The following is a 19955-nucleotide window of genomic DNA, read 5'->3' on the forward strand; positions in this document are numbered from 1 at the left end:
TTGCCGTTGATGGCTCACACCACCACGAGCACGATGGCGCTCATCATCATGAAGGCTCCGGCCAGACGCCAGCGCATGACCGTGGGGCTGAGATGCTGCTCGGCGTTCTTGAACCAATGGCCGACCATCCAGACCAAGGCGACGCTGAGAAGACCGCGCGATGAATAGACGACGTTCGTGGAGGTGGCTTTGCCGAACACGGCCACGGTGCTGACGAAGGTGATGCTTTGCACGCCGAGCAGCACCGATCCGCCAGCCAGCCAGGGCCAGGCCCTGCCAGGAATGGCGCTCAACGGGGCGGAGAAACGCAGAATGAGGCCGAAGGAGAGCACCGCATTGATCCAGAAGATGCAGGGCAGCAGGCGCCCCACGCCCCACACCGGGCCCCACTTCTGCACGAGCACGTCAAAGATGGCGAAGGCGATGGAGCCGATGCCGCCGGCCACAAAGGTGATGAGCAGATGACGCGGCGGCTGGCTGGCGTCTTTGCGGTTCAAAAAGGTGATGCCGAGCACGCTGAGAAACGCGGCAATCCACAGCTTCAAGCCGACCCCTTCCCCGATCAGAATGGGCGTGAAGAACGCCACCAGGATCACCTTGAGCCCGAAAATCGGCACGGCGACTGACACATCCCCTTTTTCGAGCGCCAGGAACTGCGAAAGCTGGCCGACGAAGAGGCACAGGGCGATCACGCCGGGCTGCCAGAGCAGTTCTTTGTCCACCGGCGGCCCTCCCAGCAGCCAGAGCAGCGAAAACAGCAGGGCGACGATGATGTTCGCCACAAACGTGGTGCGCCAGAGGCCGACTCCGAGATCGCTGGAGCGCTTGAACAGGAGTGCCCCGAAGGCATAAAGCAGCGCGGCGAGAAGCGGGAAGAGCGAGGTGGCGAGTTGCGGGGGCACGGGCGGCATTAACACGCGGACGATGGCTGGCAAGGGAAGAGGAAAGAACGCCCTTGAATGCGAAATGACGGAGGGCGGCTCGGCGCGGGCGAGCGTCTGATGAGGTAACCCATTTTATGTCAATTCTGCGAAAACAGCCGCCGCTTGCGACGGAGGGCGTGCTCGCTATGGCAACGGCCCCCAACCACCATGACCCCCGTTTTTCCTGAACAATCCGTGGTCGTGCTCTTCAGCGGAGGAGACGCGCCTGGAATGAACGCCTTTCTCCGCGCCGTCGTGCGCCTCGGTCTGAACCGTGAAAAAATCGCCGTCCTCGGCATCCGCGACGGCTACCGCGGCCTCGTGCGCACCGCCCGTGCAGTGAATGGCGATGCTGAGGCGCTCGTCCGGCTGAAGAACGACATCGCCAATCATGTCGGACGCGCGGGCCTCATTTCGGAGCAGCTCCATGTCATCCAGATGGACCATGCGAGCGTGAGCGGCATCATGGGCAAAGGTGGGACGATCCTCGGCTCGGCACGCTGCCTGGAGTTTCACGAGAAGGAAGTCCGGGCGAAGGTGATCAAGCTGCTGAAGGCGCTGAACGTGCGTGCGCTCGTGGTCGTGGGCGGTGATGGCTCGCTCACCGGTGCCAGGCTGCTAGCGGAGGAAAGCGATCTGCGCGTCATCGGAATTCCCGCGACGATCGACAACGATTTGCAGTTCACCGACATGGCGCTGGGCGTGGACACGGCGGTGCACACCCTGGTCTGGGCGGTGGATCACTTCATCGACACGGCACGCAGCCATCGCCGCGTGATGGTGCTGGAGACGATGGGCCGCGAAAGCGGTGACCTGGCCCGCATGGCCGGTCTGGCCTCAGGTGCAGAGATGATCATCACGCCCGAGCCCGGGCCGTTGAATGAGGAGCACATGAAACGCCTCGCCGCCAAGATCGAGGGTGCGATGACCCGCGGCCGCGGCCACGCCATCGTCCTGGTGGCTGAGGGGGTGAAGTTTGACCCGCCGCAGAAGCGCAACCGCGCCTACGTGCTGATGGATGCCTTCCAGCAGTATTTCCAGCGTCCAGGAGCCCCCTTCCCCGATCTCGAAGTGCGTCCTTCCGTGCTCGGTCATTTGCAACGCGGCGGCCACACCACGCCGCAGGACTGCATCCTGGCCGCCCGCTTCGCGGATTGTGCCTGGAAGTGCATCCAAGATTCGAACGGCGGCAGCGGCATCACCGCACTGCGCAAGAACGTGGTCGAGATCGTGCCGTATGGCTCGCCCGACATGCCAGAGCGCGCGGACTTCTCCCGCGAGATGGATCAATTGCACGACGATCTGAGCTCGTGGTGAGGAAAGCGTAGAGCCAAGGGCAAAGAGCAAAGAGACATCCTTCCAACGAAGGACGTGAATGCACGATTCGTGACTCTCTGCCCTCTGCTCTACGCCCTCAGCCTCCCTTCACCCACGCATCCATCCACTTCAGCGTCTTCTCCCACATCTCGGGCAGATAGATGTGACCGACGCCAGGATAAATGACGTTTTCAAAACGCTGCTTCGTGTCTGCGCCGTGCAACGCATAGATGTTGCCAATGATATCGCCGAGATGCCGCACGCCTTCCACCGGCGAGCCACCATCCTGATCGCCCGTCATGAAAAGCATCGGCCGGGGTGCGGCGAGAGCGATGACGGCCTCCGTGTCAAAGTGCTTCAGCATGCCCGGCACGAAGTAGTAAATGCCATGCGCCTTGAGCATCCCGGCGCGAATCAGCTCCTCATAGCGCGTCATGCAGCCCACGCACAGGGCGGCACGGGGACGGTCATCCAGCGCCATGATCCACCAGCTCCGCGTGGAGCCCATGCTGATGCCGGTGACGCCGATGCGCTCCGCATCCACCTCCGGGCGTGAGCAAAGGTAATCCAGCGCCGTGAGATCATCGCGGATCATCATGCCCCAAAGCGTGCGGCCGGCCCACAGATGAAATTTCGACGCTGACATCTCGCCCGAGCTGCCTTTTTGCTGCGGACCATCCGGCCCCTGGCCGTTTCGCTCCCCAAAACACGGCGCATCGATGCCCAGCACCACATACCCCGCCTCCGCCAGCGCCGGCCCGGGAGCCACCGGCACGGCGTTCGTGCCCAGCAGCTCGTTTTTGCCGATGTCATACTGCCCGCCATGCCAGTGGCAGTAGAGGATCGCCGGAGCCTTGCTCTGCGCCGTTGCCTTCTTCGGCACAAAGAGCAGGCCCTTCACGATCTCGCCCGCGTGGTTGTCGAATTGGACGGTCTCCAGCGTGTAGCTTCCCTTGACCTCTTGGCTCACGACTTGAAACGCCGACACCGGTGGTCGCGGTGGCAGATCGCCGAGCAGCTCGTTCAGCTTCGCACGGATCTCGCCACGCTGCTTCTGCCATGTCTCCACGCTCGCCGGCACCACCAGCGGCGGCGCAATCTTCGTTTTTGCGAGCCAGTTTTCTGCCTGTGGTTCAGCGGCGTGCATGGATGAGGTCAGGAGGATGAGAAAGGCGACGATCGTGGCCGTGAGGTCATTTGGACGGTGTTGGGGCATCTCTTTGGATGATGATTGAATACGGTGTCAGAGTCCATGTCGCATCCGCCAAGGCACACATGGAATCAATGATCACCAGAGCGTTCCTGCCCCGGAGCTTGATGTTCACCCGGATTTTGTCGAACTCGCCTCTGAGAACAAAGCTTCCAACAGCTCGACCATCTGGAGTCACCTTTTTGGATGCCGTCATCAAATGTTGAATCGCATCTTCCAAGGACCCGGAGAACTCGAACTCAGGAAACACCGACTTTTCCATCCAATCCCGCCACTTCACTTCTGCCGCAGCACCAGTCCAAGGAGTTTCATGACGTAACACCTCCCGCCCGATGATTGGGCTGCTCATCACAAGAATCGCCAAGGCCAGGAACGTCATGCGCATCCGCTGCTTCTACCAGCCGGTGAAAATCACGGCAAGAGGCTTGTCGCGCATGCCGCGCTCCATCACAATGCCGCCATGACCACCGCTGACATCACCGCCGCGCTCTCCTCGATCCGGCAGGAGACGGATTTGAACGCCAAGTCCCTGCTGCTGGCCGCTCTCGTCTCCGAGCTGTTTCGCGAGCGCGGCTTCGAGCCCGTGGTGGTCGGCGGGTCAGCCATCGAGTTTTACACCGATGGTGCCTACATGTCCGGTGACACGGATATTTGCTGGGCGAATTGGACCACGCCGTCTGAGGAGCAAAAAGAGGAGATCATGCGGCAGATTCCCGGGGTACGCTCACATGGCGGTGCCAAGAGCTGGAACATCGAAGGACTGTGGATCGATCTGCTCGGAGATATCGACTACCTGGCCGAGAAAGACATGGTGGTGCTGGAGACCCAGCTCGGGGAAGTGGCTCTGATTCCCGTGGAGGACGCACTCGTCGGGCGTGTCTATGCCGCCCGGTGCTATTGCAGCGGTTATGACGAGAAGGATGACGATTGCGCCAAGAAGCTCATGACTGCGGTGCTTTTGGGTCATGTTCCTATCGACTGGGATGAAGCTCGCAAGATCGCGGCTAGCCCCAAGTTCAACTGCCTTGCCGTATTTGAGACCGTGAAAGCCGAGGTCGAGGCCGAACTGGCGAAATCCGGCTTTTGAGCTATCTCTAGCCATGACACCATCGAAACTTCCCATCAAACCCGACCGCCGTTGGACCTGGGAGCAATGGCAGGCAGGCCGCGCGGAGCGCCGACGCCTGGGGAACCTCGTCGCGCCGAAGAACATCCGGCGGAAGAAGAGCGAAGGAGACGAATACCTGCGCGAAACCTACGGGGGCGAACGAGGCCCAAAGTTCAACAAGCCCTTCGACCCCTCTGCGGACGAGGAATGAGGCGCTGGAGGGTGAAACATCGCCCCGGGCGCATCGTTCCCACCCGCCCATGAAAACGACCGCTCTCCTCCTCCTCAGCCTGGCCGCCGTCACCGCACGCGCGGAAGAATCCAAACCCCTCCTCGCCGTTCCGGGCAAGGTCATCCTCGAAGCGAAGCTCGACGGCGCTCCCGGAGCCCCGTGGAAGGCCGCCAAAGGCAAGTGGGAGGCTGCGGAAGGTGCCATGAGCGGCAGCGAGCTCGTCGAGGACAAGCACGGTGCCGTGCTCCGCATCCCGAACAAGATGCAGGACTTCACCATCGAGTATGAGTTCAAATTCGACGGAGCCCGCTCCACCAGCCTTTCCATCAACGCGGTGAAGGACCACATGGCCCGCATCAACATCACGCCGAAGTCCGTCACCATCCAGCGCGACGACAACGACCACGAAGGCCCGGACAAGGCCGTCGTCTTCGCCCGCTTCCCCGCCGAACTCGGCGAGGGCTGGCACAAGGTCCGCCTCGACATGGTGGGCGACAAAATGTACGGCCAGGTCGATGACCTCGCCGCGTGGGGAGCCAACGAGCTGTTCAAAACTGAAAAAGCCTCGCCAGGCTTCACCGTCGCCGGCCAGAGCGTCTGCTTCCGCAACTTCGTCCTGCGTGAGGCCACGCTGAACCCCGGTTGGGAGTCCATCCAGGCCACGCTGCCCAAACCCGGTGAGAAAGTCGCCCCTGCGGCCGCGCCCAAAGGAGCTGCAAAGGGCAAGGGCAAAGCCAAGGCCGGTGCGAAGAAGAAGGCAGAGTAAAGGCTGCCGCTGCGATTTGGTGAATCCGAATGACGAAGGTGGAGGCCTGACGAGGATTTCATCCGTCATTCGGATTCCATCACTATGCCAGTTGATTGACTCGACCCCGCCTGCTGCTAAGTGGCGACATGTCCTTCCCCATCCGTTCTCCTCGTGACATGGTCGGCGGCGTCCACGTCTTCGCCCGCATCCTCGACAAAATCCGCCTTTTCGCCAAGGAAGGGAAACTGCCGGATGGCTATCACCTGGGCTACATGCCCGGAAACCGCACCTTTGACGAGCGTGTGTGCAAATTCCTCGGCGTGGACTTCAACGCGCTGACGAAACGCACGCTCGAAGGCGGCACGGATGAGGAGATCTTCGAATGGTGCTGCCAGAACGGCCACCGGCCATCCCCGGAGCAGATCGAGATCTGGAATGGCTTCATGTCGAAACGCGGCTGGAACGACGCGGCTTCGAAAGGACTCCAGGCGAACAAGCTGGAGGCCGGACTGGGCGACCGAGATGACATCGTGACCTTCTTCGACCTGATGGATGTCGAGGAAGGCCGCGCAAAGTGATCACAGGCCGCGCGGAGCCATCGAGTAGAGGCCCATGGTGACGTCGTAGGCGTCCAGCAGGGCCATTCGCTTCAATTCATGGCCCGCGCCCCAGGAGTCGGTGAAGAGAATCTGATTTTTAGCGGTGTTGTAGCCGATGATCAGGCGCATGTGGCCGCCGCTGACCTGTCCGCCGCGGGGAAGCGGTGGGTCCTCCTCCTTTTCTCCCAGCGCCAGCCCCCAGAGCAGCGGCACCCCTTTGTCGGTGTATTCTTTGACGATGGAGACGAACTGTTTGTCCGACACCCGACGCTTTCGGCCGTTGGTGTAATACAACTCGGGATTGATGAGCGGCTTGAACGTGACCTTGAAGGCTCCGTCGATCTTCGCCAGGCTCTTCTGCATGCCGAAGATGTTGGCACCTTTCTCGGCGTCGGCGCTGACCAGCTTCGCCATCTCATGCTGGTCGCAGGGGATGCGCATGTATTCGAAAAGGCGCTGGCAGCTTGCGGCGACGCAGTAGCCTTTCTGCCCCTGGTCCACCATCGGCACGCCGGAGATGTAGATGTCACCCTCCGGCGTCTTCGTCACCCGCTGCTGGAGTTCCATGCGCTGCACGCCCATGGCCATTTTCCCCATGCTCCAGTCCGCCTGGCCAGGCGCTGCCAGCTTCATTCGGAGGAACTCCGGCTTCGTGACCTTCCCGGGCGTGTTGTATTCGTTGTACTCCAGCAGGGCGACGCCAGCAGGTGCGCTCCACATCCAGCTCGTCACAGGCAGCGCGGCATTGGCTGACATGATCTGACGCTTGGGAGCCACTTTCATCACCTGCCCGAGGTTCTGGCCGATGGTTTTGAAGAGCTTGTCGAAAGCAGGAACCTCAATGTCGCCGGAATCGCCGCGATTGTAGAAGGACACGGTCTCACGGGCCGCCTTGCCGTTCACGAACTCCACGATCGCCTCCTCCACATTGATCGACCCGCCGAACATCGTCAGCTTCGTCTCCACGTTGCTGAACATGTGCCGCGAAAATCGCGCCCGCGACTTGTCGGCGTTCACCCATTCGAACTGCGGGGGCTTTTGCTGCTGCTTCTGGTCTTCGAGCTTTGCCACATAGCTGGCCTCGAACTTCTCCGAGGACCATTTCCACAACTCACTGAGATTCAGCAGAGCATCGAGATCGGCGGCGAGTTCGGGCAGCCTGCGCTGACCTGGCTCCTGGGCCTGCCCGCACAGGACTGAGAAACACAGGATCAAGCCGAGTTTGCCAACGGATTTCATGCCGTCGTTTTACCCGCTCCCGAAAGTGGATGTCAATCACTTCGCCACCACGGCAGCGGAAGCCGGCATGAGCACCTTCTGAAGCGGCTTGGGATAGACGCCGAGGACGACGATGGTCACGGCCAGGAGCCCCGCCACAGCCTTGGTGGCGACGCCGAGCGGAAGAGCCGGGGTGTCGGTGCCTTCGGTGGTGTAGATCGCGAGGACAGTCTTGAAGTAGTAGTAGAACCCGGCGGCGGCGGCGACGATGGCACAGGTCAGGGCACCCCAGTAGCCGTGATCGGCGAGCCCGAGGAAGACGAACAGCTTGCCAAGGAAGCCAGCGGTTAGCGGCAGACCGGCGAGCGAGGCGAAGGAGAGCGTCATGACCAACGCGAGCAGCGGATTGCGCCTGGCGAGGCCGGTGAAGTCCTTGATGTCCTCTCCAAGACCGTTGGCACGCATCAAACCAAGCCCAAGGAAGCCGATGACGGTCATCGGCAGGTAGGTGGCGAGGTAAAAGGCGACGACGCCACCGGAGGCAAGGTCGACACGGGCGCTGTCGCGGCACGCTAGCGCCAGGAGCAGGTAACCGGCGTGCGAAATGCTGGAGTAGGCCAGCAGACGCTTCACACTGGTCAGGAACATGGCGGGAAGGCTGCCGAGCAGGACCGTGAGAGACCCCGTCACGAGCAGCATGGCCTGGATCTCGGTGCCGATGAGCGATCCTTCTGCCAGGAAGGCATCCAAGGCACGAGTGAGAACGACAAAACCGGCGGCTTTGGATCCAACCGACAGGAAAGCCGTCACCGGCGTGGGTGCGCCCTGATACACGTCCGGAACCCACATGTGAAACGGTGCGGCGGCCACTTTGAAACCGAGACCAGCCAGGATCATCGCCGCGCCGAACAGGGCAGCCGGTTTGCTCGTGGCCGGATTGCCGAGCGCCTTGGCGATGCCTTCGAAGCTCATGGAGCCGGTGGCACCGTAGATCCAGGCGATGCCATAAACGAGCACACCGGTGGAAAGAGCGCCAAGGATGAGGTATTTCACGCCTGCTTCGAGGCTGAAGGAGCTTTTGCGGGCGAAGGCGACGAGGACGTAGAAGCTGACGGTGACGAGTTCGAGTGGAACGAAGACCGTGACGAGGTCGCGTGCGGAGGCCATCCACATCATTCCCGAGCAGACGATGAGCGGGAGGCTGAACATCTCGGCCAGCTTGCCGTCCAGGGTGAACTTCGTGAGGTACGGCGAGCATTCCAGCGTCAGCCAGAGCACGAGCAGGGTGATCACGAGCGAGAAGCCCTTGTAGAAGAGGGCCAGCGTGTCGATTTGATGCCACGGCTGCATGAAGGCCGGCAGCGAGGCACCGCAGAACGGCAGCAGCACGAGCGCGATGGCCGTGCCTGCAATGGCGGTGAGTCCCAGGGTGCGACGGGAGATGTCAGGCTTGAAGGCCTCGATCATCAGCAGAACGAGTCCAAGGAGGGCGAGACCGGCTTCGAGGGTGAAAACGCTCATGGCAGGGGCTTACAGCGCGGATTTCATGAGGTTGAGCAGCAGCCAGGGGCAGCAGCCGGTGACCAGCAGCGTGGCGGCGAGGAGGATGAAGGGCGCGCGTTGGGAGAACGCAGGATCGATCATGAATAGACCGGTCGTGGCGCTGCCGTGGAAGACGCTGCGGTAGGCCCGCAGCATGTAAACGGCGCTCATCACGACGCCCCACAAGGCGAGGATGACGGTCCAGTGCAGATTGGTGAGCGGACCCGCTTTGAAATTGGCGAAGCTGCCGGCGAAGATCATCAATTCGCCTGCGAAATTGGTCAGTCCAGGCAGTCCGATGCTGGCGAAGGCGCCAAAGGCGAACAACACCGTGAAAGCCGGTGCATGAGTGGCAAGACCGCCCAGCTTGCTGTATTCGAGCGTGCCGAGCTGATTCCTCATGCGGCCGCAGAGCGCAAAAAGCAGCGCGATGGACACGCCGTGGGCGAACATGAGAAGAACCGCACCTTTGAGGGCGATCTCAGTGCCCGCGGCAAAGGCCAGGAAAATGTAGCCCATGTGCATCACGCTGGAATTGGCGAGCGTGTCATCGAGACGGCTGGCGTAGATCGTCACCAGACCCATGACCAGGATGTTCCCCAGCAGCATCAGGAGCAACGCATTCTGCACCCAGGGGACTTGAGCACCTTGAGGCAGGAGAGGCACGGCGATGCGCAACAGGCCGTAGAGCCCGAATTTCTTCAAAACGCCGGAGTGCAGCATCGCCACTGGCGTCGGTGCGGTGGCATAGGCAGGGGCGGCCCAACTATGGAAAGGGAAAAGGCTGACGAGGGTGCCGAAACCGAGCAGCAGGACGAAGAAAATCGGAGCCTGTTTCTCCGGCGTCAAAGGGGTGGCCGCCGCCTGGGCACGCAACGCAGTGAGATCGAACGTGAGCTTCGAGCCGCCGCTGAACTCAAGAACGGCCCAAACCAACCCCGCGAGAAGCACCAGGCTGCCTGCGCCGAGATAGATCGTCGTTTTCCAGGCCACCGCTTTCCGCTGCGCCGGTTCAGCGCGGCCGTGGAGGGCGATCATGAGGAAGGTCGGGATGAGCGCGAGTTCGTGGAAGGCGTAGATGAAGAAAACGTCCGTCGTGAGGAAGGCCCCCAAAGCTCCGCCTCCGATCAGCAGAGAGGCGATGTAGAAGATGTTTGGGCGATCCTCGATCTGCCAGACGGCCGCCAGCATGACCAATGTGGTGAGCAGGGCGAGGATCAGCGAGACGCCGTCAGCACCCACGGCAAAACTGAGCGCAGGATTGTCGAGGATGGGGCGGGAATGCGTGAAGGCGAGACCCGACTTGCCCGCGTATCGCACCATCGCCCCGATGACGAGAGCCAGATTGATGAACGTGGCTCCCAGTGAGGCGGCACGGGCGGGCGCACCGAGCCAGACCGCGAGGGCGGCCAGCAGCGGGAGTGCGATGACTATTTCAAGAACGCTCATTCAATCCTCCATCAATGGCCCATGTGGGGCAGCACAAACACGACGAGATAAATCAGGGCGATGATTCCACCGCCGAGAAGGAAGGTGTAACCCTGCAGATGACCACCATGCAGCAAGCGGGTGGCAGCGCCGAGGCGGGCCACAATCGCCGCCGGCAGACGCACGACAAGGCCATCAACGAAAACGCGCTCCAGCGCAGTGACGATCCAAGCCAGACGATCCTGGAACACACGGACGATGACCGCGTAGATCTCGTCGAAGTAGAACTTGTTGGCGAAGAGCTTGATGTTGACCGGATCGCTGTCTTTGCCGCGATAAAGATGGATCGCACCGCCGCAGCCGACCAGCAAAGCGGCCAACGAGGCCCAAAACACGGTCTGATGACCCTCCACATGAGGCGGTTTCATCGCCTGCAAAGGCGTGGCGAGGATGTCGTAGCCAGAGATGACAGAGAAGATGGCGAGGATGGCCAGCGGGAGAATCATGACCATCGGAGCCTCGGTGGCGTGGTGCGCGGCATCCGTGCGCGGCTTGCCAAAGAACGTCACGATGAGAAGACGTGTCATGTAGAAGGCGGTGAGCGTCGCCGTGAGCGCCCCTGCGACAAACAAGCCCTTCCAGCCACTGTCGTAGGCTGTTCCGAGCACGGCTTCCTTGCTCCAGAAACCGCTCAGGAGCGGCACGCCCATGAGAGCCGCCGTGCCGATGGCAAACGTCCAGAAAGTGACCGGCATGTGTTTGCGCAGGCCGCCCATCTTCCAGATGTCCTGCTCGTGGTGGCAGGCGTAGATGACCGCGCCGGAGCCAAGGAACAACATCGCCTTGAAGAAAGCATGCGTGTAGAGGTGGAACATCGCGGCATGGCCGGGATCGGCCGCATGCGCGCCCTGGTGTCCGTGCTGTGCCGCCATGGCGACCGCACCGACGGCCATCACCATGTAGCCAAGCTGCGACAGCGTGGAGTAGGCCAGCACACGCTTGATGTCGTTCTGCTGCGTGGCCATCAAGGCAGCCATCAATGCCGTGCCGCAACCGATCAGCGCGATCACCTGAGCGGCGACCGGTGATGCCGTCACCAGGAAGCTGACACGCACGAGCATGTAAACACCGGCGGCGACCATCGTGGCGGCGTGGATGAGCGCGGAAACAGGCGTGGGGCCTTCCATCGCGTCCGGCAGCCAGACATGCAGCGGAAACTGGGCGGATTTGCCGACCGCGCCCATGAAGATGCACAACGCCGCGGCGGTGATCAGACCGGGGTTCGTCTTCTGCACATCGAACAGCGCCCCGCCTTGCACAAAGGCATCCTGGAGATTGTCGATGGCGACATCGCCCTTGTTCAGGCCGAACAGGATCAAAATCCCGATCATGAAGCCGAAATCGCCGTTGCGGTTTGTCAGGAATGCTTTTTTGCAGGCCTCGGCGGCGCTGGCTTTCTCATACCAGTGGCCGATGAGCAGGTAGGAGCTCAAGCCGACCAGCTCCCAGAAGATGAACATCATGAACAAATTCCCGGCCAGCACGATGCCGGTCATCGAGAACATGAACAACGACAGCGCCCCGAAGAAACGCGGCCTTGCCTCATCCTCCTTCATGTAACCGAGGGAGAAAATGTGCACCAGCATGCCGATGAAGGTGACGATGAACATCATCCCCTGGCTCTGCTTGTCGCTCATCACGTCGATTCCGGCCGTGAAAACACCCGGAAGGTCGATGAATGGCAGAAGACGGGTGGTGCCTTCGTTGTCATCCGCTGCGAGGAACGCCAGACTCGCCAGGAAGGCGATGATGGAGGATCCGACGGAAATGAGGACGGCCGCACCCTTGAGCTGACGATGCCCCAAAAGGATGACGAGCGCCGAAAAAAGAGGCAGCAGGAGGAGGATGCTGGCGTTCATGGTGGCGCGTTATCCCTGAAGTTTGGTGACGGACTCGACATCGACACTCTGCTTCGAACGGAAGAGCGCCACGATGATGGCAAGGCCCACGGCCACCTCCGCGGCAGCCACGGTGATGGTGAAAAACACGAGCGACTGCGCGGTGTAGTCCGGCAGGCCGTTGACGAGATGGAAACGGGAGAACCCTACCAGCGCGAGGTTCGCGGCGCTCAGCATCATCTCCAGGCACATATAGACAATCAGGATGTTCCGGCGGGCGATCACGCCTGCCAGACCGAGCGCAAACAGCATGCCGCTGACGACGAGATAGTGGCTCAGGGAGATCACTGGGCACCTCCTTTCTCACGCTTGCTCAGGACCACGACGCCAATCGTGCCCACCAGCAGCAACAAGCCGACGACCTGGAGGTGGAAACCGTACTGTTCGAAAAGTGTGAAGCCGATCAATTTCACGTCCGGCAGCGTTCCGGCCTTCAAATCATTCGTGATCGTCGGCAGCGCCGCCTTGCCCAGCTTGCCGACGGCTTCGGCCAGTTCCAGAGGCGTATTTTGCGCTGTTTTGCCAGCCAGGCCAGTGCTGGTAGCCACGGCAAAAATCTGCACCACCAGCAAGACGGCGACGACGATGCCGGAGATGATCGGTGCCAGGTTCAGCTTCTTGTGCTCCTCCGCCTTGATGTCCAGCAGCATGATGATGAACAGAAACAGCACCATCACCGCGCCCGCATACACCAAGATCTGAATGATGCCGATGAAGTAGGCGTCCAGGCTCAAAAACAACGCCGCCAGACCGACAAAACTGGCCGCCAGGGACAGGGCGCACGTGACTGGATTGCGTCCCGTCACGACCATGAAGCCGAAGCCCAGGGTGATCAGTGCCAGCAGGTAGAACAGCAGCGGAGGCATCACTTCAATTCATTCCACTTGTTCACCAGCCCCACGCGCTGGCCGCCGATTTCATACAGGCGTTTCTTGTTGTGAACCATCTCCTGACGGGAGAGACCGGTGATGGCGTAGTCTTTTCGCAGGAAGATGGCCTGCTCCGGGCAGACCTCCTCGCACATGCCGCAGTAGATGCAGCGGATCATGTCGATGTCGAACTCCTTGGGCCGCTTTTCCACCTTCGCCCATGGATCATCACTCGGAATTTCGCCCGGGATGATCTTGATGGCCTTCGGCGGGCAGATGAACTCGCAGAGCTGGCAGCTCACGCAGCGTTCGCGGCCATGCTCATCCGTGACCAGCGCCGGAGCACCACGATAATAAGAGGGCAGATGATCGTCCCACTTCTGCTCCGGGTATTCCATCGTCACCTTCGGCTTCTTCCCGGCGATCTGCAGGAAGGTCCGGATGCCGTGCCCGACCGTGATTTTCAGGCCTTTCCACAGCGTGGAGATGAACCAGCGTTCATGCCAGGCAAGCTTGGGACGTTGTACGGTGATGGTGGCCATTGTGCGGTTACCGCAGGAGAAGGGGTGACCGCGATTATCCAAGTGTCCCGCAGAGCAGCAACCGCTATTTGTGAAAAATTTCACAAGGCAGCCTCCCACGGGTTCCATCTGGACACAAAACGGCCCGGGTCGGCCACCATTCCGCAGAAACGGTCGCTTCCCGGGCCTGCAGATTACTTCGAGCTCTTGGTCTCTTTTTTCTTGGCCGTCGTTTTCGACTTTGCGGGGGCTTTCTTCTTCTCAGTGGCCTCCTGCTTGCCTTCCGGTTGCGGGAATCCTGCCTTCGCATGTGCCACCATTTCAGCGAATGTCGCCTCGCCGATGCCTTCGACTTTGACCACATTGGTCACATCGGCAAAGGGCCGCGCCTTCTTGATCGCCGCTGCACGCGTTTCACCCACGCCTGGGATGGTTTGCAGCGCTTTGTCATCTCCTTCATTCAAAAGGGAGAGCAGTTTGGTTTTCTGCGACGCTGTCAGGGTTTTGGCGATCGCCTCAACTTTGGCCGAGGGTCTCGCCGTTTCGGCGGCCGGAGCCTTTTTCGGCGCGGCTTTTTTCTTGGCGGGAGCGTCAGCTGCGGTGAGGGACGCCGTGATAGCGATGAGGCACAGGATTAGGTTAAATGTTTTCATGGTTGATCGGTAAGCGGCCCCACTAGAACGACAATTGCAGCTTCTGCAAGCTTAGTCATTGTCGCGCCTTCCCGGTCGGGGACCCCTCAGGGCAGCCGCGTGTTTTTTGACCCAGCAGCGGCCAGAATCCCCGCCGCCTTGTGCAATGTCTCCTCGTATTCGCGTTCCGGAACCGAGTCAGCCACGATGCCCGAACCGGTGTGGAAGGTGATTTCATCCCCCCTTTGCACGGCGGTGCGGATGGCGATGTTCCACTGGCTGCGGCCGTCAAAGCCGAACCAGCCGATCGCACCCGTGTACAGGCCACGCGGATGCGGTTCGAGTTCGGCAATGATTTCCGTAGCACGTTTTTTCGGGGCGCCGGTGATGCTGCCGCCGGGAAAACACGCGCGGAAAGCATCGACGTGATCGACATGCGGGCGCAGCGTGCCGGTGACGGTGGAAACGAGGTGAAACACCTGCGCAAAGCTCTCCACCCGCCACAATTCGGGCACCACGACGCTGCCAAACTCGCACACCTGCCCGAGATCGTTGCGCTCAAGGTCGGTGATCATGAGCAATTCGGCCCGTTCTTTGACCGACGCCGTCAATTCACGCACCGCAGCCTCGTCCCGGGCCGGGTCATCGGCGAAACGGGGACGCGTGCCTTTGATCGGACGCGTGGCGATACGAGAGCTGTGCATGCGCAGGAACAATTCAGGCGAAGCGGAAAGCACCGTGGTCCCTCCGAGGCGCAGGTAAGCCGCATGAGGCGCGGGGGAGACTTCACGCAACCTCAAGTAGAGCGCCAGCGCATCCGCGTCACGCGGCCACATGGCTTTCCACAGGCAGGAAAGGTTCACCTGGTAGATGTCTCCGGCCGCGATGTACTCCTGCGCCCGCCGCACCATGTCGATGAAGTGCTCGCGGCTTGTTTGCGGCTCAAAATGGAGCACGGGAACGGCAGGACACGGGGTGTCTGCGACTTGCGCTCGGAAGTCGCCAAATTGATACCAGCGACCCTTGTCATGCTCATAAACGAGACCATGCGGATAGACACCGAAGACGAATCTCCCGTCATAGCCAACCCAGCCGTACAATCCGCCCGCCGCAGCCCGTGGAAGACGCAACGCGGCACGGACCTTCTCCCAATCATGGTCGATGTGACCTTCGATCACATCCACGGGATCGGCCGTGAGCACGGAAACCGAGCCAGGCGCCGGCCGGGCGGAATCCATCCACACAAAACCCTCACGCCGGCCCAGTTGCGCTGCCATTTCGGCAGGAGTCAGCGAAAAATCACACCGATGATGGTGCGGTGACGTTTCCAAAGCATGAACGAACAACGGCAGGGTGTGACCTTCCGGCATTTTGAACGAAGAACCCTGGAGCATTGACACTGGGAGGGCCGGACCGTACCATACGCCCTTTTTCCAGCAACCTCGTGACACCTCCCTCCACCATTCTGTCTCCAGATCGTGAACGCGCCTCCGTCATCGCCTGGGGAGTGCTCGGTCTGCTTGCGGTGGTGCAGATCGGCGTCGCGGCAAAGCTCATGATCGCGAGGAATCCGCTGGATCGCAGCACGGTCGTGCCAGTTTCGGTGCCTGTGCCACCTGCACAACCCAGCGCCGTGCCGGAAATCGGCCAGATCGCCGCGCCAGCAGTGCCTGCGCCTGCCACAGCTCCGGCAGTGCCTGCCTCCATGGCTCCGCCACCGCCAGGAATGCTGGCTGCCCCAGCTTCCGCGCCTGTCGTTCCAGCACCGCCTGTGTCCACGGCACCGCCGCTGATCGGCTCTTTCCAGCAGACCGTCGCACCTGCGCTGCCTCCAACGGCCCCGCAGCAACCCGTTGCCATGCCCGGCATGCCCTCCGCCGCTCCAGCACCCCTTGAGGTGCCGACATCAGCGCCCACGCCTCCGCCTGCCACCGTCTCCAGTCCGGCAGCACCGATGGCCCTGCCAAAACCGCAGCCGGTGAAGCCGGACGCCGCCACCGAGCTTCTGCGTGATGTGAATTATGTCGTCACCACCGCCAAGGAAATCCGTGGCGTGGGCGACATGAATGGAGCTCTGGAAATGCTCCGCCGGGCGGATGAACTGACGCCGGACCATCCGGCGATCATCGCCGAGATGGCGCAGACCTATGAGCAGATGGGCGTGGCTGCCAAAGCCACCGACAACTGGCGCCGCATCCAGCTTCTCGGCGCCACGAAGGCGGGCAGCTATTTCGAGCTCGCTTCCCGCCGCCTCGGCGCAGGTCCCGCCGCCTCCGCCACGACCAATGCCAGCTTTGAAGGGGACAAGCTGCTCCGCCTCGGCGCCTGCAACACCCAGCGCGACCTCAGCGTCGGCACCGGGGAGCGTTACACCGTGCGCGTGCCGATCGTGCGCAATGGCAGCCAGCCGCTGGATGCCAACGCCGTGAATCTCGAGGTTTTTTTCTTCGACCGCGTCAATGGCACCCAAGTGGCGCAAAGCATCGCGCCGGAGCCGGTCGAAACCTGGCATTCCGCTCCCGTGGACTGGAATGGCAGCACGGGCGAGGAGGTGCTGGACGTCGTCTATCACCTGCCCGCCCTCAGCCCCGCTGAAGTCCAGCAACATGGCCGCCGCTCGTATTACGGCTACATGCTGCGCCTCTATTATAACAACAAGCTCCAGGATGTGGCCGCCGAGCCCCGCGATCTCCTGGAGTACGGATCCGCACCGGGTGCCGCTCCTGCTGGCGCCAATCCGCTCCTCCCGCCCGTGGGGAGATGATCGCCCAGACACGCCCGCATGACTCTTTTGTTCGTCGATTCCAGTGCCACCCAGCACGACACCCGCCTCATCTGGCTGCGCGACAGCCTTCCCGGCTTCACCATCGTCGATTTCACCACCGCCTCCGCCGCGGAGGAGTGGATCGCGAAGGCCAACGCGCTCGACATCCTCGTGACGGAGGCCATTTTCCCCTCCCAGGACACCGGTTTCGCGCTGCGTGATGCCGCGCGCGCGCGGTTCCCTCAGTTGCGTGTGCTGTTCACCACGCGTTATGACCTGACCGGTTTCGAGGCGCAGATCGATGACGGCCTGGTGCTCAAGGACGCTCCTTACACACCAGAGAAACTGCTGGAGCGCGTGCGCTCCCTGCTCACCCAGCCAGTGGCTTCGGATGCGCCGCCTCCGGTCATGCCGCCAGGAACCGTCCTGGGCAATTATCAGGTGCTGGAGCGTCTCTACGTCGAAAAAGAGGCCGAGACGTATCGCGCCTTGCAGGTCGCCGTGCAGCGCCCGGTGGCCCTCGTGCTTCTCAAACCGGAGCATCTGAAGCAGCCGGAGATCGTCGCCAAATTCCGCGAACGTGAACGCGTGAAGGCTTCGCTCACGCACCCGCGCATCGCCCCGCTGTTTGAGGCGGGCGAGGCCAATGGATGGCTTTTTTACACGCGCGAACTGCCACGTGGCCGCAGCCTGGCGGAAGTCGCCCGCACCGATGAGATGCTGAGCGAACGCCGTGTGACCGAGGTGCTCTTCGGCGTGGCGGAGGCGATGCAGTTCGCCACCGAGCGCGGTTATCATCACCGCACGCTCGCCTCACGGGACATTTACATCGATTCCGAGCACCAATCGAGCATCGTGAACATCTTCCGCCCTGCCATGGTCGAGAAGCGCGATGCGCGGGCTGATGTCCGCGCTCTGCTGGACCTGCTGCGCTCCGTGGCGGCCGAAGGAAAGGCCCGCGGGCTGCTGCAATCCCTCGCGGAGGCGAACCATGACTGGAACAGCCTGCTGACCGCCCTGGACGACCTGCGCGATGACATGCGCGAGCGCAGCATCGTTCGCAAGATCGAGGCGGAGACGCTCCCCGTGGATGTGAGCGGCCGGAAGCCCTGGTGGGTCTGGCTCGTCGTGGCGGTCATCCTGATCGTCGTCGCCGCGCTGGGGGCCTTCATGAACGGCCACAATGCCATGTCCGACGCGGGCGCCAGCGTGCTGCCGGTGGAGCTGGTCCGCATTCCCGCAGGCGAGTTCAGCTATCAGAAAAACGACAGCGTCACACTGCCCGACTACTGGATCAGCAAGCACGAGGTCACGATCGGCCAGTATGCCGAATTCCTGGAGGCGCTGAAAACCGCCGCGCCGGGAGCCTTTGATCATCCGCTGCAGCCGAAGACCAAGACCGGCCACGAACCGCTCAAATGGACCACCTATCACTCCGCGGCACGCAGCGGCACCACCTTCAATGGCGAAAGCGTCACGCTGAACACACCCGTCACACAGGTGGACTGGTGGGATGCGTATGCTTTTGCGAAATGGAAAGGCCAGCGCCTGCCCACCGAGCAGGAGTGGGAGAAGGCCGCGCGTGGGAGCAAAGGCCTCAGCTATCCTTGGGGCGATCAACCGCGTCCCAAGGCCGCCAACCTTGGCGACGATTACAACGTGAAGCCCAAAGGCAAGGGCGGCCGCATCGACGGCTACAACCTCTGGGCGCCGATCACCCGCGTGACACAGGATGTCAGCCCCTACGGTGTGTGTGACATGGCCGGCAATGTCAGCGAGTGGACCTCCGGCGAGACGAGGGACGGCGAATGGCCTTCCCACCCGGATTTCATCGACATCAAGGTGCCCGTCGTACGCGGCGGCCACTTCGGCATGAACAGCAGCGACCACCTGCTGACAGACAGGCTCTTCCCAGAATCTGCAAATGAGGCTACACTCGCCCGCGGATTCAGGGTAGCCTCCAGCACCCCTCCCCCTTCCGCAAACCAGCCACCCCGACGCCCATGAACCGTCTCTTCCTGCTGTTGATCCTCGGCCTGTGCACCGGCTTCTCCGCCCATGCGCAATACGTGACCAACCTCACGCTGCAAAAAGACCACTTCCTCACCGGTGAGCCCGTCGTGGCCACCGTCACCATCATCAACCGCTCCGGCGCGGATGTGATCGTCGGCGGTCACGGTTCTCGTGACTGGTTGCAGTTTGAAATGATGGAATCGACCGGCCGTCAGCTCTCGCCCATCTCCATCGGCTCCGAGCAGCCCATCACCATGAAGGCCGGTGGCACGACCCGGCACACCGTGGAGCTTTCCGGCGGCTACTCCACGGCCGACCTCGGCACCTTCTCCATGAAGGCGAATGTTCTGCATCCGATCACCGGCCAGTTTTATGAGTCGAACAAGGTGCGCATGACCATCACCGATTCGAAGCCAAATCTCTTCGACCAGCCCTACGGCGTGCCGGATGGCTTTCAAAACGCCGGCCGCGCACGCCGCTACCAGGTCATCCTCTATCGTGAGCTGAACGACCTGCAGCTCTACTGCCGCATCACCGATGACCGCAGCGGTGCCTACGTCGCCACCTTCGCCCTCGGCTCGGTTCTCATGGTGGCGGAGCCGCAGATCATGATCGACGTCAAAAACAAGCTGAACGTCTTCTTCCTCGTCCAGCCCTACATCTACTGCCACGTGGTCATCAATCCTGACGGCAAGGTTTACAAGCGCAGCTACTACCGTAGTGCCGAGGACAACCGCCCGACGCTGATCATGAATCCAGCCGGTCCTCAGGTCATCGGTGGCATCTACTTCGATCCCGGCGCCAAACCTTCGACGGAGAAAAAGAAGGTCCGCAAAGCTTCCGAGCGCCCGCCTGGACTGTGACGCCGCCGCA

At 61.7% G+C, this 19955-nt stretch carries 20 protein-coding genes; 8 read left to right on the forward strand and 12 right to left on the reverse strand.

The genetic code is table 11. The annotated features are described in order from the left end of the window. Window positions 1-14: 14 nt before the first annotated feature. Complete coding sequence (locus IAE77_RS23890; protein ID WP_294232152.1) at window positions 15-935, reverse strand: DMT family transporter; 921 nt, start codon at window positions 933-935, stop codon at window positions 15-17. 156 nt (window positions 936-1091) lie between these two features. On the opposite strand from IAE77_RS23890, the gene IAE77_RS23895 reads away from it, so the two are divergent. Then, complete coding sequence (locus IAE77_RS23895; RefSeq protein WP_294232154.1) at window positions 1092-2240, forward strand: 6-phosphofructokinase; 1149 nt, start codon at window positions 1092-1094, stop codon at window positions 2238-2240. 97 nt (window positions 2241-2337) lie between these two features. On the opposite strand, the gene IAE77_RS23900 is transcribed toward IAE77_RS23895, so the two are convergent. Together IAE77_RS23900 and IAE77_RS23905 are read right to left on the reverse strand one after the other, a co-directional pair. Beyond that, the gene (locus IAE77_RS23900; protein WP_294232156.1) at window positions 2338-3456 is read right to left on the reverse strand and encodes an alpha/beta hydrolase family protein; all 1119 of its coding nucleotides are present in this window, start codon (window positions 3454-3456) and stop codon (window positions 2338-2340) included. Then, complete coding sequence (locus tag IAE77_RS23905; protein ID WP_294232158.1) at window positions 3434-3829, reverse strand: hypothetical protein; 396 nt, start codon at window positions 3827-3829, stop codon at window positions 3434-3436. The genes IAE77_RS23900 and IAE77_RS23905 overlap by 23 nt, the downstream gene beginning before the upstream one ends. A gap of 81 nt (window positions 3830-3910) precedes the next feature. Here IAE77_RS23905 and IAE77_RS23910 point away from each other — a divergent pair, with 81 nt between their 5' ends. The 4 genes from IAE77_RS23910 (at window position 3911) to IAE77_RS23925 (ending at window position 6116) form a co-directional block, all read left to right on the forward strand. Further along, window positions 3911-4537 carry a hypothetical protein gene (locus IAE77_RS23910; protein ID WP_294232159.1) on the forward strand — a complete coding sequence of 209 codons (627 nt, stop codon included), beginning with the start codon at window positions 3911-3913 and terminating at the stop codon, window positions 4535-4537. Between the two features lie 13 nt (window positions 4538-4550). Beyond that, window positions 4551-4769 (forward strand): hypothetical protein, encoded by a 219-nt coding sequence (locus IAE77_RS23915; protein ID WP_294232161.1) that lies wholly within the window; start codon window positions 4551-4553, stop codon window positions 4767-4769. 49 nt (window positions 4770-4818) lie between these two features. Next, a complete protein-coding gene (locus tag IAE77_RS23920) occupies window positions 4819-5556 on the forward strand; it encodes a hypothetical protein (RefSeq protein WP_294232162.1) in 738 nt (245 codons plus the stop codon). A gap of 128 nt (window positions 5557-5684) precedes the next feature. Continuing rightward, entirely contained in the window at window positions 5685-6116 is a 432-nt protein-coding gene (locus IAE77_RS23925; protein ID WP_294232163.1) for a DUF5069 domain-containing protein, read from the forward strand. On the opposite strand, the gene IAE77_RS23930 is transcribed toward IAE77_RS23925, so the two are convergent. The 9 genes from IAE77_RS23930 to pabB all read right to left on the reverse strand — a co-directional run bounded on the left by IAE77_RS23930 (window position 6117) and on the right by pabB (window position 15582). After that, complete coding sequence (locus IAE77_RS23930; RefSeq protein ID WP_294232164.1) at window positions 6117-7376, reverse strand: hypothetical protein; 1260 nt, start codon at window positions 7374-7376, stop codon at window positions 6117-6119. It lies immediately after the preceding gene. Between the two features lie 36 nt (window positions 7377-7412). Then, complete coding sequence (locus IAE77_RS23935) at window positions 7413-8876, reverse strand: NADH-quinone oxidoreductase subunit N (protein ID WP_294232165.1); 1464 nt, start codon at window positions 8874-8876, stop codon at window positions 7413-7415. Window positions 8877-8885: 9 nt separating this feature from the next. Next, window positions 8886-10346, reverse strand: coding sequence for an NADH-quinone oxidoreductase subunit M (locus tag IAE77_RS23940; RefSeq protein WP_294232168.1), 1461 nt, complete (start codon window positions 10344-10346; stop codon window positions 8886-8888). Between the two features lie 11 nt (window positions 10347-10357). After that, the gene (gene nuoL / locus IAE77_RS23945) at window positions 10358-12244 is read right to left on the reverse strand and encodes an NADH-quinone oxidoreductase subunit L (RefSeq protein WP_294232170.1); all 1887 of its coding nucleotides are present in this window, start codon (window positions 12242-12244) and stop codon (window positions 10358-10360) included. A gap of 9 nt (window positions 12245-12253) precedes the next feature. Further along, window positions 12254-12571: an NADH-quinone oxidoreductase subunit NuoK gene (gene nuoK / locus IAE77_RS23950; protein ID WP_294232172.1), complete on the reverse strand. Its 318-nt coding sequence runs from the start codon at window positions 12569-12571 to the stop codon at window positions 12254-12256. Beyond that, window positions 12568-13149, reverse strand: coding sequence for an NADH-quinone oxidoreductase subunit J (locus IAE77_RS23955; protein WP_294232173.1), 582 nt, complete (start codon window positions 13147-13149; stop codon window positions 12568-12570). The genes nuoK and IAE77_RS23955 overlap by 4 nt, the downstream gene beginning before the upstream one ends. Beyond that, the gene (locus tag IAE77_RS23960; RefSeq protein ID WP_294232175.1) at window positions 13149-13694 is read right to left on the reverse strand and encodes an NADH-quinone oxidoreductase subunit I; all 546 of its coding nucleotides are present in this window, start codon (window positions 13692-13694) and stop codon (window positions 13149-13151) included. Before IAE77_RS23960 ends, IAE77_RS23955 begins: the two co-directional genes overlap by 1 nt. A 173-nt stretch (window positions 13695-13867) precedes the next feature. Beyond that, window positions 13868-14326 (reverse strand): helix-hairpin-helix domain-containing protein, encoded by a 459-nt coding sequence (locus IAE77_RS23965; protein WP_294232178.1) that lies wholly within the window; start codon window positions 14324-14326, stop codon window positions 13868-13870. 86 nt (window positions 14327-14412) lie between these two features. Further along, window positions 14413-15582, reverse strand: a complete 1170-nt coding sequence (gene pabB / locus IAE77_RS23970) for an aminodeoxychorismate synthase component I (protein WP_294232180.1) — start codon at window positions 15580-15582, stop codon at window positions 14413-14415. A 167-nt stretch (window positions 15583-15749) separates the two neighbouring features. On the opposite strand from pabB, the gene IAE77_RS23975 reads away from it, so the two are divergent. Genes IAE77_RS23975 through IAE77_RS23985 form a run of 3 tightly spaced genes read left to right on the forward strand, consistent with a single transcriptional unit; the run spans window position 15750 to window position 19945 of the window. Then, on the forward strand, window positions 15750-17069 hold the full coding sequence (locus tag IAE77_RS23975) for a hypothetical protein (RefSeq protein ID WP_294232182.1): 1320 nt from the start codon (window positions 15750-15752) through the stop codon (window positions 17067-17069). A gap of 18 nt (window positions 17070-17087) precedes the next feature. After that, on the forward strand, window positions 17088-19076 hold the full coding sequence (locus IAE77_RS23980) for an SUMF1/EgtB/PvdO family nonheme iron enzyme (RefSeq protein WP_294232184.1): 1989 nt from the start codon (window positions 17088-17090) through the stop codon (window positions 19074-19076). Further along, window positions 19073-19945 carry a hypothetical protein gene (locus tag IAE77_RS23985; protein WP_294232186.1) on the forward strand — a complete coding sequence of 291 codons (873 nt, stop codon included), beginning with the start codon at window positions 19073-19075 and terminating at the stop codon, window positions 19943-19945. The genes IAE77_RS23980 and IAE77_RS23985 overlap by 4 nt, the downstream gene beginning before the upstream one ends. The last annotated feature ends 10 nt before the right edge of the window (window positions 19946-19955 follow it).

It is taken from the genome of Prosthecobacter sp., from assembly GCF_014879935.1.
Classification (GTDB): Bacteria; Verrucomicrobiota; Verrucomicrobiia; order Verrucomicrobiales; family Verrucomicrobiaceae; genus Prosthecobacter.

Coding starts and splice junctions, on each gene's coding strand:
- IAE77_RS23895 (WP_294232154.1), top strand. CDS start 1,092: ATGACCCCCGTTTTTCCTGAACAATCCGTGGTCGTGCTCTTCAGCGGA.
- IAE77_RS23900 (WP_294232156.1), bottom strand. CDS start 3,456: ATGCCCCAACACCGTCCAAATGACCTCACGGCCACGATCGTCGCCTTT.
- IAE77_RS23905 (WP_294232158.1), bottom strand. CDS start 3,829: ATGACGTTCCTGGCCTTGGCGATTCTTGTGATGAGCAGCCCAATCATC.
- IAE77_RS23910 (WP_294232159.1), top strand. CDS start 3,911: ATGACCACCGCTGACATCACCGCCGCGCTCTCCTCGATCCGGCAGGAG.
- IAE77_RS23915 (WP_294232161.1), top strand. CDS start 4,551: ATGACACCATCGAAACTTCCCATCAAACCCGACCGCCGTTGGACCTGG.
- IAE77_RS23920 (WP_294232162.1), top strand. CDS start 4,819: ATGAAAACGACCGCTCTCCTCCTCCTCAGCCTGGCCGCCGTCACCGCA.
- IAE77_RS23925 (WP_294232163.1), top strand. CDS start 5,685: ATGTCCTTCCCCATCCGTTCTCCTCGTGACATGGTCGGCGGCGTCCAC.
- IAE77_RS23930 (WP_294232164.1), bottom strand. CDS start 7,376: ATGAAATCCGTTGGCAAACTCGGCTTGATCCTGTGTTTCTCAGTCCTG.
- IAE77_RS23935 (WP_294232165.1), bottom strand. CDS start 8,876: ATGAGCGTTTTCACCCTCGAAGCCGGTCTCGCCCTCCTTGGACTCGTT.
- IAE77_RS23940 (WP_294232168.1), bottom strand. CDS start 10,346: ATGAGCGTTCTTGAAATAGTCATCGCACTCCCGCTGCTGGCCGCCCTC.
- nuoL (WP_294232170.1), bottom strand. CDS start 12,244: ATGAACGCCAGCATCCTCCTCCTGCTGCCTCTTTTTTCGGCGCTCGTC.
- IAE77_RS23955 (WP_294232173.1), bottom strand. CDS start 13,149: ATGCCTCCGCTGCTGTTCTACCTGCTGGCACTGATCACCCTGGGCTTC.
- IAE77_RS23960 (WP_294232175.1), bottom strand. CDS start 13,694: ATGGCCACCATCACCGTACAACGTCCCAAGCTTGCCTGGCATGAACGC.
- IAE77_RS23965 (WP_294232178.1), bottom strand. CDS start 14,326: ATGAAAACATTTAACCTAATCCTGTGCCTCATCGCTATCACGGCGTCC.
- pabB (WP_294232180.1), bottom strand. CDS start 15,582: ATGGCAGCGCAACTGGGCCGGCGTGAGGGTTTTGTGTGGATGGATTCC.
- IAE77_RS23980 (WP_294232184.1), top strand. CDS start 17,088: ATGACTCTTTTGTTCGTCGATTCCAGTGCCACCCAGCACGACACCCGC.
- IAE77_RS23985 (WP_294232186.1), top strand. CDS start 19,073: ATGAACCGTCTCTTCCTGCTGTTGATCCTCGGCCTGTGCACCGGCTTC.